Below are 17289 nucleotides of genomic sequence, written 5' to 3'. Positions count from 1 at the left end.
TTATTTTGTTTTTAGAGGTGGGGATTATGGTTAGAAGGTTTATTTCATCCTTGTTTTCTTTCAAATCAACAGAAAAAATAGCTGTTTCCGTGTGCATTGGACTTGCAATAGGAATGCTGCCTTTTTACGGATTTAGAGGGATTTTAATGGCATTGGCTGTTCTTCTAATGAGGCTTAATATCATTTCGGTTGTTTTGGGGTTCGGAGTTTCGCTTGTAGTACCATTTGTCTTTACTGTATTTTCTAAAGTATGGGAGAATATTGCATCATCCGATAAAATTTATGGGTTAGTGAGTGCACTGTTCACAGATGGCTTCTTTGCAGTAGAGCAATACAGCAAGAATGAAACAGCATTATTTTTAATACTTAATTTTATAATATCATTTGCTTCGATCGGCCTGTTTTATTTGGTAATAGATTTTTTTGTAAATCGGGTAATAAAAAAGGAAAAAAGCATATTAAAGCTCTCGGTGGCAGCATCAGCGGGTATTTTTGTCGGAGCCTTTCCAATATCAAAATACTCTATGGTTTTGTTTGGAGTCATACTCCTTGTATTCAGGTTCAATATACTTTCATATTTGTTTGGCTATATTGCAGGAATCATAATAAGCGGTTCAGTCATTAAGTATGCGATGTTAACTATTGGAAGCTGTGAAAACGCTTACGGTGTATCAAAAGTTCTTACAGGAAGCTTGTCTGTGAATGATATTTTAAGTATGGATTATTCTCAGCAAAACCTCATCTATATGTTAACTATACTTTTTGTATTGGTCATAATAAGCAGTTACAGCTGGGTTCGCATCTTGTTTGGATTTGCCTCCAACAACATGTTTGAAGAGGGGAATTACATATTCCATGATGTTAGCGGTACCAGATGGATCATGGTTAAAAGGATATCTGCTGCCTTTTTTATTCTGATAATGACTGTTGTAGTTCTTTTTGGACTGAGCCTAAGAGCATATGCCGATGCAGACAACAAATCAGGCAATTATGCTGTGGATCTTGACGCTTTGGAAGCTGAGGAAACACAACAATTGAAAATATCCAACCCTGCTTTTGGCTGTAAGACAGAAGTTTACGCCTTTTATGTAACATGGGATGGAAAAAGCAGAATATCTTTTGAAAAGAATGTTGATAAAATAAATGTTTTAATAACTGATTGGCTGTCCATCAACAAAAAGCATGTATTGGAATACAAACCGCAAAAAGAGATTGACAACATAGCTAGAAAGCACAATATATCTGTTATTCCTTCCCTTAGCAACTATATTGGTGATAAATGGGATGGGGCTTATGTAAATAGCTTGCTTAAAGATAAAAAGCAGCAGGACCAGCTTATTAGGAAATTAACCGGGATTCTTGTTAAAAATAGGTATGAGGGATTAAATCTGGATTTTGAATGTATAGATTCAAAATTTAAAAAGAATTATACAGAGTTTGTGGTTAAGCTTAAAAAGGCTTTGAAAAAAGAAGGGCTAATGCTTATTGTGGATGTGCAGATAAACAATAAATCCTTTGACTATGTTGGACTCTCCAAAGCAGCTGATAAGATTGTAATGATGCTTTATGACGAGCATACAAACTCTACACGGCCTGGGCCTGTTTCATCCATGGAGTGGTTTAAAAGTAACCTTTCAAAGTACAAATTGGAAAAGGACAAACTCATTGCGGGCATAGGCATGTATGGATATGACTGGAAAAAGGGATCAAGCGAACAGGGAGTGAGCCTTACCTTTAATCAGATAATGCAAATAGCAAGTGACAGTAAGGCAGCTTTTTCATGGGATGGACGAAGTAAAGCACCGGTTTTGGAGTATAAAGCCAAAGACAAGGAGCATATTATTTATTTCAATGATGCATCGGTGTTTTATAACCAATTTAGAATTGCAGCAGAGAACGGTATAAATTCTATAGGGCTGTGGAGGCTAGGTAGCGAGGATATGAGCATATGGAACTTGCTATATGCAGCTCGCAATAAAATTATAGACACCGACAGATTTGTGAGGCCCCAGCTTGTTGAAGAGTTTATTTTTGAAGGGGATGGGGAGATAGTAGAAGGATATGTTCCCAAAACAAATGGAATAAGGGTTTTTAAGTTTGATGACAACGGTTATATAGAAAAAGAAAACTATATTTCATATCCAATGCAAAGCAAAGTAAAAAGCACATCTACAAAGGATAAAAAATCCATTGCACTGACATTTGACGATGGGCCTGATCCTAGATATACACCGCAGATTCTTGATATATTAAAGAAATACAATGTTAAAGCAACATTCTTTATTGTAGGCTCTAACGGAGAAAAATTTCCCGATCTCATATCGAGAATTTATATAGAAGGACACGAAATTGGAAATCATACATATAATCACATAGATACAATGATGGAAAGCTCTGAAAATACTGAAAAAGAGCTTAAAATGACCAATAGCATTATTGAGAATGCAACAGGTCATGGTACAATTCTGTTTCGGCCTCCTTATGACAGTGGGGTTGATGTTTCTGAAGAAAAAGCATTAAATACATTTGTTAACATTAACGATCTTGGTTATAGAATGATCGGGAACTATATTGACTCACTGGACTGGGAGGAACGTGATTCGGACGGAATAATTCAAAATATAGAAGATGGGCTGGGCAGCGGCAATATAATATTAATGCATGACAGCGGCGGAGATAGAACCCAAACAGTTAGGGCACTTCCACACGTAATTGAAATGCTAAGGGATAAGGGGATGAAGTTTGTATCGGTTGGGCAATTGATGGGAATGGATGAAAAAGAGGTTATGCCGGCAGCTGACGCATTTAATCTGTCTCTTGGAAAGGTATATTCATTTGTTAATGTGGTCCTTAAGTTCCTGCCTGAAGTACTGACAAAGTTTTTCTATCTGGCCACAGCAATCGGACTTATAAGGTTTGTATTTTTGATTTTCTTTGCAACGATGCAGAGGAGAAACTATTTAAGAAAAAAGTTTGACAATGTAAGAAATTTTAATCCTATAGTAAGTATTGTTGTTGCTGCATATAATGAAGAAAAAGTGATATGCAAAACTGTAGACTCCCTTTTGCAGAGCGACTATGAAAACCTGGAAGTATTAGTTGTAAACGATGGCTCGAAGGATAATACCGCAGATGTGGTAGAGAAGGCTTACAGGGATGTAGAGAAAGTCAGGCTGATAAACAAGGCAAACGGAGGGAAGTCCTCTGCCGTTAACAGAGGGTTTATGGAGGCTGACGGAGAAATTGTAGTGGTGTTGGATGCAGATACTGTTATATCGAAGGATGCTATTTCACTTCTTGTACGTCACTTTATAGATAAAAATGTTGCAGCCGTATCAGGTAATGTTAAGGTTGGAAATGTAGGTAACATATGGACTACTTGGCAGCATGTAGAATATGTGACAGGACTGAACCTTGAGAGAAGAGCGTTTGATGCGTTAAACTGCATTACGGTTGTTCCTGGTGCAATTGGTGCATGGAGAAAAGAGCTGGTTGCAAGTGCCGGGTATTATAAAGAGGATACATTGGCAGAGGATGCGGATATTACACTGACATTTTTGAGGCAGGGCTATAAAATTGTTTATGAAGAAGGGGCAAAGGCATATACTGAGGCACCTGAGGATTTGAAAAGTTTGCTTAAGCAAAGGGTAAGATGGTCCTATGGAACTCTTCAATGCCTGTGGAAGCATAGGGATGCATTGTTTTCCAAGAAGCAGAAAACTCTTGGGTTTATCGCACTGCCTAACACATGGCTCTACCAGGTTGTATTTCAATCTTTATCTCCATTGACAGATGTATTGTTTTTCTTAGGAATTATAGGAGGCCATAGAATTGAAACTGTAATTACCTATATAGTCTTCTTCCTGATAGATTTACTCATAACATGCTATGCCTTTCACCTTGAGGGAGAAAAAAAGAGACCTCTCATATCTTTGTTCATTCAGAGGATTGTTTACAGGCAGCTAATGACCTATGTTGTTTATAAGTCCATCCTTTCTGCACTTATGGGTGTTAAGGTAGGCTGGAATAAACTAAAAAGACTAGGAAATGTGGCACAATAAATATTTCAATTTAGGTGTAATTTAGGTGTAAAAAATATAAAGAAAAATGCCGATATATAATTTGATTTAAGAAATATCTCAATTCATAAATCTTCAATATTCTTTTTTCATAATCCCTAAAGGAATAAGTAAAATCTATCAAGGAGATGTCTATGATTATAGAGCTTAATCAATTATTAAAGATGGCAGTTGACAACAGAGCTTCCGATATTCATATAACAACAGGAAGAGCACCATGCTTCAGAATTAACGGACACATGAAGCAGGTTGAGACAGATAAGCTGACTTTTGATGATACAATGCAGTACGCACGAGCTTGCATGGATAAGGAAAAGATGGAGCATTTGACATCTGTAGGAGAAGTTGATTTTTCAATGACAGTGCCTAATGTCTCCAGATTCAGAGTTAACGCATTTTTTCAGAGGGGATCAATAGCCATGGTTTTCCGTGCTTTAGCTTCAAACATACCCTCATTCTCTTCTTTAAACCTTCCGCCGGTAGTAAAGCAAATCAGTGAAATAAAGGAAGGGCTGATACTTGTTACAGGACCCACCGGAAGCGGAAAGTCAACCACTGTTGCATCCATAATAAACGAGATCAATTCATCAAAGGATGGTCATATACTCACCCTTGAGGACCCGGTTGAGTATATTTTCAATCATGACAAGTGTATAGTAAATCAAAGAGAAATCGGACATGACAGCAAGACCTATAATAATGCACTCAGGGCAGCACTAAGGGAAGACCCTGACGTAATATTCATAGGTGAGATGAGGGACATAGAATCAATAAGTATTGCTGTTACGGCTGCTGAGACGGGCCATCTGGTTCTTTCCACACTTCATACCCTTGGAGCTGCAAAAACCATTGACAGAATGATAGATGTTTTTCCGCCTCACCAACAGCAACAGATAAGGGTTCAGGTTTCTACTGCATTAAAGGCCGTTATATCCCAAAGACTTATACCGGAAAAAAATAACAAGGGTAGGGTAGCTGCCCTTGAAATCATGGTCGTCACACCGGCTATAAGCAATCAGATAAGGGAAGGAAAGTCAACAGCATTAAACTCTTCCATACAAATGGGCGGAGCAATGGGCATGCAGCTTCTCGATAAATCCATAACAGACTTGCTTGCACAGGACAGAATATCTGTCGAAGATGCACTTGAGTTCTGTGTTGACAAGGATGGCATGTATAAATTTATTGACGCACTGAAAAACAGGGGCCTATCCATGACTTCCGTTTAAGCATTTGATACAATCAATTCAAAGAGTTTTAATCTGCCTTGAGCTTATTAATCAAGCTTTCATCAGGGGCAACAATAATCGTTTTAAAATTATCATAGTTAACCATTCCAGGCTTTGCTCCAGGAGCCTTTTTCACGTTTTTTACGGCAGTATAATCAACCGGAGTATTTGATGAATTTTTTGCCTTGCTGTGGTATGCAGCGATAATTGCAGCTTCCAGCAGTGTCCTGTCAGGAATACTTTGCCTATTGCTCTTTATAATTACATGGGAGCCGGGAATATTACGGGTATGAAGCCAAACATCCCAGCTGGAAGCTTGTTTCATGGTTAAAAGGTCATTCTGTCGGTTATTTTTCCCTACAAGTATTTCAAAGCCGTCTGAGGATTTGAAATGATGAGGGCTTGACGGTTTGTCCTTTTTATTTATGCTGTTCTTGTTTCTTTTTGATAGATAGCCCTCCTCTGCCAGTTCCTGCCTCACCTCGTTTATTTCCTGCAGTGTGCTGCAGTTGTCCAGCATTTGAAGGACGCCTTCCAGGTACTCTATTTCCTTAACGTTTTCTTCCATTTGTTTGCTGGTGGATAGGTATGCACTTTTAGCCTTATTATACTGCTTAAAGTACTTCTGTGCATTTTCCTGGGGTGTAAGATCCGGGTCCAGTTGAATTTCAATTGTGTCGTTATTCTCGCTGTAGTAGTTTAAAAGACATACAGACTTGGCGTTTTTGGGAATGCTGTATATGTTAGCAGTTAACAATTCACCATAAAGCTTTAAGTCATCCCTGTCTGATACCTCCCGCATTTTTTCCTGCTGAAGAGATAGCTTTTTATTGCACCTGTCAAGGTTGTTGTTTAACACCTTTAAAACATCCGATTTTTTCTGCTTGGCTCTTTCATTTCTGTCCTTCTCTTTATAAAAAGCATCCAAAGCTTGATTCATGGTGGTATAGTGCTTTACATAGCCATACTGCTTTAAGTCAAGGCAATGAAATTCGATGGGTTTAACCATGTCCTGAGAGTCAAAAACTATGCATGGCTTAAAGCTGGATGTAATTATTGATTCAAAAACGCTTTTCAATACACTTACGAGATTTGCGATTTTTTCCTGGGTCAGGTCTTCAAGGGAAACCCTGTCATCAACTCCCGAGAGATAAGTTATTTCTCTGCAAATAAGAGGGCTAAAACCTTTTATATTATTAAGGAGGAATTTTTCTGTATTTGTCTTGCAATCAGCTGCTCCATCCCCAACAAATTTTGCAGGATCAATAAACTCTGGGTTCAGCTTGTCTTGGGCTGGAGGCATAATATACTGCCTTCCGGGCATAACTTCTCTTATTCGGCTTACCTCATTATCAACATGCTTTATTGAATCAAGTATTCTTCCCTCGTCGTTGGTAAGAATAATATTGCTGTGCCTTCCCATTATTTCGATTATGAGATGTTTTTTTGTCAAATCCCCAAGCTCATTTAATGATTCGATATAAAGGCTGATTATCCTTTCAAAATCATGAAACTCTACTCCTGTTACTTTTCCGCCGGATAAGTGCTTTCTAAGAAGCATGCAGAAAACCGGTGGGGTTGCGGGGTTTTCTTTTGATGAATCTGTGAAATGAATTCTGGGATAATTTGGGCTTGCACTGAGTAAAAGCTTATAGTTCTGGCCCTTGGCTCGTATATTTATAATTATTTCATCGGATTCCGGCTGAAATATTTTTTCAATTCTGCTTCCTATAAGTGTTTCTGATAGTTCTTTAACTATGGACTTTACTACTATACCGTCAAATGGCAATGCTGACACTCCTTTTGGACTCCAATTTGCAGATAAAACTTTTTAAGCTTTACCCTTAATACAGTATAGCATTTATTGATGAAGGAATAAAGGCATATGGAAATTATGGTATCTATATATTCTGCAAAATTTCAGGTCTTGATAGACACCATAATTTCATTGATAATTAAAGGCCTAGGGCTCCAAGAATATGTTTTATCTCTGTATAAGCCTTATTTCTATCCAATCGAAGGCCATCCAGTCCTCAGGTCCGGTCCTTGAAGTGTTCTCAATTGTTATCCTGTTCATTCTTCTGATGTTGTTAATTGTGAAGGTTAAGGGTTTCCAGTTGGTAAACATAGAACCGGCAGGCGTACCGTGGTCTAAAGGTACCGGGCCGTTGTGAACTACTCTCTCATTTATTGATATTCTGGCAGAATACCTGTTAATGGGCACGTTGTTATGGTCGTCCAGTACTGCACGTATTATTACCTGTGCAGACTGATTAAGGAGCAGCTGTTGAATACCGGGCAGCTCGAATGTCCAAGTACCCCTATTTCCTGTATATAGAATATCGGCATTTCTGCTGGGGTTACCATAATTGGGGTAACCTGTAAGTTCCTTGAACATTACTATGTTTATAGATGGCGGGTTATTGCTTAAAACAGGTGGGGGATCTCCAGCTGGCCGAATGATATCGCTTTGAACGCCTGTAGGTGCTGTATCAAAAGGAAGTGTATTATACACTTCAGGAATCATTTGTGTGTACATTAAATATGGACACGTGTGCATATTGGGGTTATGTACCATGGGCATCTGAGGCATGGAATGCATCAGCGGATTGATTGGCATTTGCGGGCTGGTACACATTTGCATATTAACAGGCATTTGTGGGTTGGTAAACATTTGTGGGTTAGAATACATTTGCGGATTAACAGGCATATTTGGAGGCAGAGGCATTTCAGCGTATGAAGGCATTATGTTATCTAAAGGTGCTTTTATGTCTAAAGGCGGCTCTTCAATTACATTCTGAACAGCCTCTTCAACTGCTTCGGTATTAGGAGTTTCTTTAATTTCCTGTGCCTCAGGTATTGTGCTGTTTGCTTTGTTACCGGTTTTCTTTCCGTTTCCTGAATTAGAGAATGGGTATGCAAAATATGGCATATTTCTTCCTCCCCTATAATGATACTTTTGGCATATTATTTATGATATTCCATTGGGCATTTTATTGTTCCATGGGAGAGTCAGCCTTTTTTTCAGAGAGCTTTATACTATATCTTGCAATACTGTTGGCTATTACTTTTATGTCAATAGAAGGCGGAGTTTTGTAGTTTTGTGGGAATGATGCAGTTGTAAAGCTTATTTTATAGCTTCCTTCATTAAGCCTTAAAACTGCAATTCCTTCAGAATTTGTGACTGCAATTAAGTTATCGGGGTTTCCAGGTGCCATTAGGTTACCCACAACATACAACTCGATATCAGGGACAGGTATGTTATTTTTATCAAAGACCTCAACTTCTGCAATGCCCCACTTGTTCAGGTTAAGATCCTGAGCTTTATCAAGCTCGATTGATATTATGGTAGTTCCGGCAGACTTCAATTCAAAGAAAACCGGCGAAGGTAGTTGGTATAAATCGGGAAAACTGTCTTGATCAAAGCTAAGCCTGTATTTACCCTTGTCTAAAGTATGTCTTGCATCACCATTTTCATCAGAGATGATATCGACACTGCTTACTCCGCCAGCAGCTGTTTCGCCTGTCAGATGCATCTTTAAACCCGAAACAGGTGTTTTGTCTTTTTTGTCAACAAGCTTTACAAGAAGCATGGAGATTGAAGTATCCTTTGCAGGAATGATTTTCGTAACGGTACTGTAATTTTTTAGCTTATTTAAAACAACCGGAAAATTATTTTCTAAAAATTCCTTTTTAACTATATATGATTTATTTATTAATACCGATATTACTAGCAGAAATATGAAAATGCATACTCCATATTTAATGGAACCAATAGTCCTGTTTTTATTGCAGGAGGTCTGATCTTTGATAATGTTTGCAGCCTTTCTTTTAAGAGCAATTAAGAATAGTAAACTTACGACACCTATGACTAACCCTAGTACCACAAATACTTCCCATATAATTTTCAAGCAATCGGCTACATAGGACAGTGTAATATCATTCGGCAGCGGTATTGATGAAGTCACAGGATAAATACTGCTTTCTATTATACTGTTTTTATAGATAAGAAATAGTGCAAATGTCAAAGAGGATGCTGACCAAGTTATAAACAGAAGCATAAGCCACTTTAATAATTTTATTATATTGTTTGAAAAGGCTATGGCTGTTATTAAAAGTAATACTGCCAATAGGGAAAGAAATAAAGGTATTGTATTTATAACGTAAAAATAAAGCTTAAAAATTGACAGGCTGTCAGCTATGTCACTCCTGTCAAAATACTGAAGTATCAAGCTTAAGTTTACCTTTTTTATTTTTGATAATGCATATGAATACTTTTGGTTGTGATCGGTCATTTCGCCGATATTAATATTACTTTGGTTAGCATCGGTGTTTAAAACTATATCGGGCAGAAAGTTGCTTTTGCCATGGAGATACTGGAAAATTCCTTCTATGAGGCTTTCAAGATTCAGTCTTATAAGGTCTGGGGTAATGGACTTTTTTAGAGCTCCCAAAATACTTGAAAACTGGTCCGAGTCAGTTTCAGAACTGGTATTTAAATTTATGTTTCCAAGAGAGTCTATTACTTGATCTTGTGTATATGAATATAGATTATGCTTTTCAACTTGCTTCTTGTGAAATTCCGAATTCATAATGGTCTTTTCAAGAGTAATTGCGGAAGAAACCAGAAAAAGGCATAATCCTGCCGTAATAGCCAATAGTATATATAAACATTTATAGAAATTTTGTCTTAATGCTTTGATAATAATCATACCTTTCTATAAAACGAGAATTATAGCAAGATAATTATAACATTAAATAAAAACCTATATAATGGTAAAAAATGCGATTTTATTATAAAGTTGGATATAGTTATTTTTCGGTATATATGATAAAATTATAGTAATTAAGACATGAATAAAAAATTACTTACGCTTTTGAGCGGGTGTTGACGAGTTAAGTCAACACATGAGCGAAACTTATAGCGGAAGTTATTTTTTGATCATGACTAAATCAAAGCAAATTCTGGCTTGTAGCTTTAGCAATGATTATTTATTACTAAAATAAAATTTTGTTTAAAGTTTCTCTTTTTCCGGTACATATAAAGTAAATTTAATAGATAAGTGTTTAGGACAAAAAGCATAGAAATATTTAATCAATAAAGGTAATATAAATGACCTTTATTAATATTATAAGTTATATATAAATAGCATAGGAAAAGTTGTTCCTTCATATTATTCTTTTATAATTTTGTTGATGTTTTTCACGACAACAACCAAGAGTGCAAAAATCCCAAACGATTTTGTCATTAAGTAAGGAATAATTGAATTTGATAAATTTGAAATAGCGTTTGTATGTTTAATGAACCAACACATCCTATTAAAAGGAGGCAATTATTATGGGAAAGGTAGATATTTCTAGCATTATTCAAAAGGATAGGGAAGAGAGAAAAACTGGTATTTTTGAAGGCGTATTTTTGGATTATCTGGAGATTCTAAAACAAAATCCGGACATTTCCATGTTGGCTCACCAAAGAATGTATAATATTATAACAAACCCTGGAGTTGAGATAATCAAAACAGATGAAAATCCCCGGTTAAGAAGGATTTATGGTAATGATGTTGTAAAGAAGTATAAGTTTTTTGAAGATGATTTCTTTGGTATTGATAAGACTATAATGAAGCTTGTACGATATTTTCACTCAGCTGCAATGGCAGGTGAGGAATCAAGACAGGTTTTGTACCTTGTAGGTCCTGTTGGATCAGGTAAGTCATCCCTTATGGAAGCACTAAAAAAGGCCCTTGAAATGAGCCCGCCGGTGTATGCACTAAAAGGCTGCCCCATCAGGGAGGAACCTCTTCATTTGATTCCCAAGCACCTTAGAAAACAGTTTGAAGAAATACTGAATGTAAAGATAGAAGGAGACCTCTGTCCTATATGCCGATACAGGCTTAAGAATGAATTCAATGGAGAGTATGAGAAGTTCCCTGTCGAAACGGTAGGTTTCTCCATAAGATCAAGAAAAGGAATCGGGGTTGTACCTCCTGTTGACCCTAATAATCAAGACACATCCGTACTTATTGGATCGGTGGATATATCAAAGATTGACATGTATCCTGAGGATGACCCAAGGGTATTATCATTAAATGGAGCTTTTAACGTTGGAAACAGAGGTATAGTAGAGTTTATAGAAGTTTTTAAGAATGAAACCGAATATCTTCATACAATGATAACTGCAACACAGGAAAAATCAGTACCTTCACCTGGTAAGGGCTCAATGATTTATTTTGATGGAATAATACTTGCACACTCAAATGAAGCTGAGTGGAACAAGTTTAAGTCTGATCATACCAACGAAGCTATTTTGGATAGAATTGTAAAAATTGAAATACCGTATTGTCTGGAGCTTAGTGAAGAAAAGAAAATTTATGAAAAGATACTCAAAAAGAGCAGATTCAAAGCCCATATTGCACCCCATACCATTGAGGTGGCTTCAATGTTTGCTATCCTTACAAGGCTTGCACCGTCAGCAAAGGTTGACCCAATGACCAAACTTAAGATATATAACGGGGAAGAGATTGTTGAAAAGGGCATGGCTAGAAAGATTGACATATTTGAGCTCCATGAAGAAGCAGCAAGGGAAGGTATGACAGGTATTTCAACAAGGTTTATCATGAAATCTATTGATACTGCTTTATCTGAATCGGAGCATGATTGTATAAATCCTATTTCTGTAATGGAAACACTTGTTAAAGCTGTTAAGGAGCTTGCAATATCAGATGATGACAAATCAAGATACCTTGCTTTCATACAGGACACCATCAGAAAAGAGTATAATAAAATACTTGAAAAGGAAATAACCAAGGCATTTATTCATGGATACAGAGAACAGGCAGAAAGCCTCTTTAACAACTACCTTGACCATGCAGAGGCATATGTTAACAAGACGAAGATAAAGGATCGTAACACAGGTGAGGAATTGGAGCCCGATGAAAAGTTCTTAAGATCCATTGAGGAGCAGATAGGAATCACAGACTCGGCAGCGAAGGGCTTTAGGGCTGATGTTACCGCATATATGTTCTTTGTATTAAGAAACGGAGGAAAGCTTGATTATAACAGCTATGAGCCATTGAAGGAAGCCATTGAGAAGAAGCTTACCGCATCTGTTAGAGAGTTGAGCAGGGTTGTAACCATGGCCAAGGTTAGGGATCAGGAGCAAAGCGAAAAGTACAATGCTATGGTTGAAGAGATGAAGAAGAATGGTTATTGCGGTAACTGTTGCAATGTAATATTAAAATATGCAGCAAACAATTTGTGGAAGGACTAGAGGTTTCCTAGAAATTACCTGGTGAGGTGATTAAAATGGCTATTTTCAAGGAGTTCAGCAGCAGCGGCAAAGATAGAGCGGCAGAAGACAGGCGGAGGCATCGTCAATTGGTTGAGGACTCTATTAAGAAGAATATTGGAAATATTATAGCAGAGGAAAGTATTATAGGTCAGAGAAAAGACAAAAAAATTAAAATCCCCATAAAAAGTATAAAGGAATACCAGTTCATTTATGGAAAAAATTCTTCGGGAACCGGAAGCGGAACAGGTAATGAAAAGAGGGGGGATATAGTAGGTGAAGACAAGGGTCAAGGTCAGGGGAATGGTTCTGGTCAAGCTGGCAATCAGGAAGGTGAGGATTACTATGAGACAGAAATTACCATAGATGAGCTTATAAGCTACCTTTTTGATGATCTAAACCTGCCTGACCTTGACCGTAAAAGAATTGGAGAGCTTGATTCTATCAAATATTCCAAACGTTCAGGTTTTCAAAGAAAGGGAATTCCACCGAGGCTTGCAAAAAAACGGTCTATTATTGAAAAGATTAAACGTAAGCAGGGGTATGAAAGAACCATAAGGGAAATGGGTGATAAAACATGCTCTAGTGATGTGGAAGATAATATTCATGATTATATTGATGAGGATGAAGATATAGATAATGAGATTGATCAAAATGACTCCGGCGTGAAAAAACGGTTCCCCTTTATTGAGGACGATTTAAGGTACTGGAGAGTTAGGGAAGAGCATAAAAAGGATTACAACGCAGTTGTAATATGCATTATGGACGTTTCGGGATCTATGGATCAGTCAAAAAAATACCTTGCTAGAAGCTTCTACTTTTTGCTTTACCAATTTATAAGGCTAAAATATGCTAATGTTGAGGTGGCGTTTGTAGCCCACACCACCGTCGCTAAGGAAGTAAGTGAAAACGAATTTTTCCATAAGGGCGAGTCGGGTGGTACCTATATAAGCAGCGGCTATGAAAAAGCACTGGAAATCATAGAGCAAAGATATAACCCTTCGAGCTGGAACATATATGCATTCCATTGCAGTGACGGGGATAACTGGGTTGAGGATAATATAAAAGCAGTAGAATATGCGAACAAACTATGTGAGGTTTGCAATCTTTTTGGATATGGAGAGATTGTGCCCGGGTATTATTCCTCAATTAGCACAATAAAGAGTGAGTATCAAAAGGGTGTAAAGCATAAAAATTTTTCCATAGTAACTATGACAAAAAAGGAAGATGTGCTGCCCGGACTAAAGAAGCTGCTTGAAAAGGATGACTCCAATTGAGGGAGGGACCAATATGTCTGACTATACAATAAGTGAACTGATAGCTTGGAATGAACGAATAGAAGAAATAGCAAAAGCTGTAGGTCTTGATTACTATGAACAGGAATTTGAGATTTGCAGTTATGAAGATATGATAGGATATGAAGCATATGTCGGTATGCCTTCCCACTACCCACACTGGAGTTATGGAAAATCCTATGAGAGAATAAAAACATTGCATAAATATAATCTCACAGGCTTACCCTATGAGATGGTTATAAATTCAAACCCATGTCTGGCTTACCTCATGAAGGACAATACGCTGCTCCTTCAGATACTCACTATAGCCCATGTATACGGGCATAACGACTTTTTTAAGAACAACAGGCTTTTCAGAGATGGTACCAAAGCAGACTTAACAATTGAGACTTTTAAAAACCATGCAGACAGAATCAGAGAGTATATTGCAGACCCCGGCATCGGTTATACAAAGGTTGAGAAGATTTTAAACGCTGCCCATGCTTTGAAATTCCAGTGTTCCAGAGTAATAGGAGTAAAGCGACTAAGTGAGGAGGAGAAGAGGAAAGAGCTTTTAGAAAGGTATCAAAAGCCTAAGAGCGAATATCCCCTCTTAGAGCCGAAGCAGACCCAGCCTGAAGATATACCGGATTTTAGGAAGATACCGTTAGAGCCGGAGGAGGATTTACTTTGGTTTGTATCCAGATATGGAAAGCTTAATTCCTGGGAGCGTGACCTTATTGACATTGTGCGGTATGAAACCTCCTATTTTGTACCTCAGATTGAGACAAAGATAATGAATGAGGGGTGGGCCAGCTTCTGGCATTATACCATACTTAATAAGCTGGAGCTTTCCCAGGGGCTGCATTTTGAGTTCCTAAAAAGGCACAACCAGGTAATAAGGCCACATTTGGGGCAGATTAATCCGTATTATGTAGGCTTTAAGATTTTCGAATACATCAAGAACAATTATCCGGACAATCCACGAAAGATATTTGAAATAAGGGAAGTGGAAAGAGACCAGTCCTTCTTAAGGCGATATTTAAATTATGAGCTATGCCAGGAGATGAATCTTTTTGAATATGGAAAAAAGGGCAATGAATATATAATTTCCGAGGTGGCCGATGAAGAAGGCTGGAAGAAAATAAGGGACACTTTGGCAAGTTCAGTGGGTATGGCGGGAATACCGGTTATTAAAGTGTTGGAATATGTCCAGAAGGATAACACACTTGTATTAGAGCACTTTTATGATGGCAGAGAGCTGGAATTAAACTATGCCTATGAAACATTGAAGCATGTTGAGGATTTATGGGACGGCAAGGTAGTGCTCCTTACCACACTTGACGATAAACGGAAAATGATAATGTGCGATGAACATAAAAAAATTTCACTAACCAATGTATAAAAAACGCCATATGGCGTTTTTTATATGTCTAAGAAATTGCGGTGCATGCTATACCACAATTTCACACAACAACGACTAATGTTGCAAAATCACTTCGTAATTTTGTTCTGTCTAGGGAATTTTGTATCCCGGGATACCGCACATTAATGGTAATGGATTTATAATTTTTATACAGGCTAATACTATTGATTAATAAATGGTGGGAGGATACGGACATGAGTGAAAAAAAACAGGTAATAAGCAAGTTGATAAAGGGTAATATAGAAATGATTACAGCTTGTTTTGACGAGTACTATTTCATAATTTCCGAGAGCATAGTAAAACCTATTCCTAAAAACGCAGGTACATTTAAAATTGGTAAGTTACTCCCGATCAATGGTGATACATATGAGTTTCCTGGAACCTTTAATATAATAGATTTGCATTTTAAGTTAGTGGGAAAAATAAGAGAAGGAAGGCTATGCGATATTGTACGTATTGATGAATATGAGTATGATGAAACACCCTCTGTAAACATGATGGGGTATGGAATTAGATTAAACTCAGATGAAGATTTTGAAGACTTTAAAGTGCATTTCGCATCCTTTTCTCTGATGGAAAGAGACAAGCTTGCTGCATTTGCAAATAAATGGTTTGATATCTTAAAATATAGAAGCATAAAGTATTTATAGAATTTTTATATTGAATGTTTTGGTGTTTCGAGTAGCTTATAAGGAGGCAGGAAATTATATGGTTTCAAAAGTGCTAAGCTGTTTAATAAATTATTATGAGCAAGATGTTAAAAGAATAAATCATGCAATAAAAGTTTATGGTTTTGCAAAGACTATAGCTGGAAATGAAGCTGTTTCTATAGAAAACGAAAAAGTTATAGAGCTGGCAGCGATTTTACACGATATAGGGATAAAAGAGGCTGAAAGAAAATACAACTCGTCCGCAGGAAGGTATCAGGAGATCGAGGGGCCTCCTATCGCGGAGTGCATGCTTAGGGAAATGGGGATAGAAAAGACTGTTATTGATAGGGTTTGCTATTTAATAGGAAATCATCATAGCTACAATAAAATCGAAGGAATAGATTTTCAGATTCTTATTGAAGCAGATTTTATTGTAAATATTGAGGAGGATTCTTTTGATAATCAATCAATTAAATCTATCAAAGAAAAGTACTTTAAAACAAAAACCGGCAATAAGATTTTAGAAACTATCTATAACATCTAAACACTTAAGATTAAATAAAGATATTTATGAAGGAGGCATGTGATATGGCTTTTTATGAAGAAATCTCAAAGTATTACGATTATATCTTTCCTATTTCAAAGGAGACTGTGGAGTTTTTAAGGAGGACTATTGGTAATCCTCCAAAATCCGTACTCGATGTGGCATGCGGCACAGGTGGCTATTCCTTTGGACTGATCAAGCATGGTTATGATGTAACTGCAGTTGATATAGACAGCAGCATGATTGAAGGCTTGAGATCTAAAGCAAAAAGTTTAAATGTAAAAATAGATTTTTTGAATGCAGATATGCTTGATTTAAAGGACAATTTTAACGGTAAAAAATTTGAAGCTGTATTCTGCATCGGGAATTCAGTGGTGCACTTGGATAATCTGGATCAAATAAATGAATTTTTTAATAATGCTAAAGGCCTTATATCTGAAGGCGGAAGTTTAATTGTTCAGGTGATTAATTATGACAGGGTAATTTCTAAAGGAATAAGATCATTACCCACAATATATAATGAGGACATCGGTTTGACCTTTGAGCGGCTTTATGGGTATGATGAAGAGAAAAACCGGGTTTATTTCAAAACTGTTTTATCGGTAAATGATGAAAACTATGAAAATGAAATACCTCTTTATCCGCTTTTATATGAGGATACAAAGAAAATGCTTATAGATGCAGGCTTTAAAAATATTGAGTTTTTTGGTGACTTTAATGGAAGCAGCTATGATAAGGATAATTCTTTTATGATGGTATTACATGCTTTGATATAAAGTATGTCAGCTTTTTAAAAACTGCA

At 37.0% G+C, this 17289-nt stretch carries 11 protein-coding genes; 8 read left to right on the top strand and 3 right to left on the bottom strand.

The genetic code is table 11. The features are described from left to right. Positions 1-26 precede the first annotated feature (26 nt). Together VIO64_RS03235 and VIO64_RS03230 are read left to right on the top strand one after the other, a co-directional pair. Positions 27-4061, top strand: coding sequence for a DUF2062 domain-containing protein (locus VIO64_RS03235; protein ID WP_331915097.1), 4035 nt, complete (start codon positions 27-29; stop codon positions 4059-4061). 152 nt (positions 4062-4213) lie between these two features. Further along, positions 4214-5308, top strand: a complete 1095-nt coding sequence (locus VIO64_RS03230; protein ID WP_331915095.1) for a type IV pilus twitching motility protein PilT — start codon at positions 4214-4216, stop codon at positions 5306-5308. A 28-nt stretch (positions 5309-5336) separates the two neighbouring features. On the opposite strand, the gene VIO64_RS03225 is transcribed toward VIO64_RS03230, so the two are convergent. From VIO64_RS03225 to VIO64_RS03215, 3 genes are all read right to left on the bottom strand, one after another. Continuing rightward, positions 5337-7106, bottom strand: coding sequence for an Rqc2 family fibronectin-binding protein (locus tag VIO64_RS03225; RefSeq protein ID WP_331915093.1), 1770 nt, complete (start codon positions 7104-7106; stop codon positions 5337-5339). A gap of 186 nt (positions 7107-7292) precedes the next feature. Further along, positions 7293-8240 (bottom strand): hypothetical protein, encoded by a 948-nt coding sequence (locus tag VIO64_RS03220; protein WP_331915091.1) that lies wholly within the window; start codon positions 8238-8240, stop codon positions 7293-7295. A 61-nt stretch (positions 8241-8301) separates the two neighbouring features. Further along, positions 8302-10020, bottom strand: a complete 1719-nt coding sequence (locus tag VIO64_RS03215; RefSeq protein ID WP_331915089.1) for a hypothetical protein — start codon at positions 10018-10020, stop codon at positions 8302-8304. A 626-nt stretch (positions 10021-10646) separates the two neighbouring features. Here VIO64_RS03215 and VIO64_RS03210 point away from each other — a divergent pair. From VIO64_RS03210 to VIO64_RS03185, 6 genes are all read left to right on the top strand, one after another. After that, a complete protein-coding gene (locus tag VIO64_RS03210; RefSeq protein ID WP_331915087.1) occupies positions 10647-12575 on the top strand; it encodes a PrkA family serine protein kinase in 1929 nt (642 codons plus the stop codon). A 35-nt stretch (positions 12576-12610) separates the two neighbouring features. After that, entirely contained in the window at positions 12611-13870 is a 1260-nt protein-coding gene (gene yhbH / locus VIO64_RS03205) for a sporulation protein YhbH (protein WP_331915085.1), read from the top strand. 13 nt (positions 13871-13883) lie between these two features. Continuing rightward, positions 13884-15272 (top strand): SpoVR family protein, encoded by a 1389-nt coding sequence (locus tag VIO64_RS03200; RefSeq protein WP_331915083.1) that lies wholly within the window; start codon positions 13884-13886, stop codon positions 15270-15272. Positions 15273-15487: 215 nt separating this feature from the next. Next, positions 15488-15943 (top strand): hypothetical protein, encoded by a 456-nt coding sequence (locus VIO64_RS03195; RefSeq protein WP_331915081.1) that lies wholly within the window; start codon positions 15488-15490, stop codon positions 15941-15943. A gap of 58 nt (positions 15944-16001) precedes the next feature. Beyond that, positions 16002-16487: an HD domain-containing protein gene (locus tag VIO64_RS03190; protein WP_331915079.1), complete on the top strand. Its 486-nt coding sequence runs from the start codon at positions 16002-16004 to the stop codon at positions 16485-16487. Positions 16488-16531: 44 nt separating this feature from the next. After that, positions 16532-17263, top strand: a complete 732-nt coding sequence (locus VIO64_RS03185; protein WP_331915077.1) for a class I SAM-dependent methyltransferase — start codon at positions 16532-16534, stop codon at positions 17261-17263. The last annotated feature ends 26 nt before the right edge of the window (positions 17264-17289 follow it).

Source organism: Pseudobacteroides sp. (assembly GCF_036567765.1).
Taxonomy (GTDB): Bacteria; Bacillota; Clostridia; order Acetivibrionales; family DSM-2933; genus Pseudobacteroides.
Note: the sequence above shows the minus strand (reverse complement) of the source record. Positions and strands in the feature narration are given on the sequence as shown.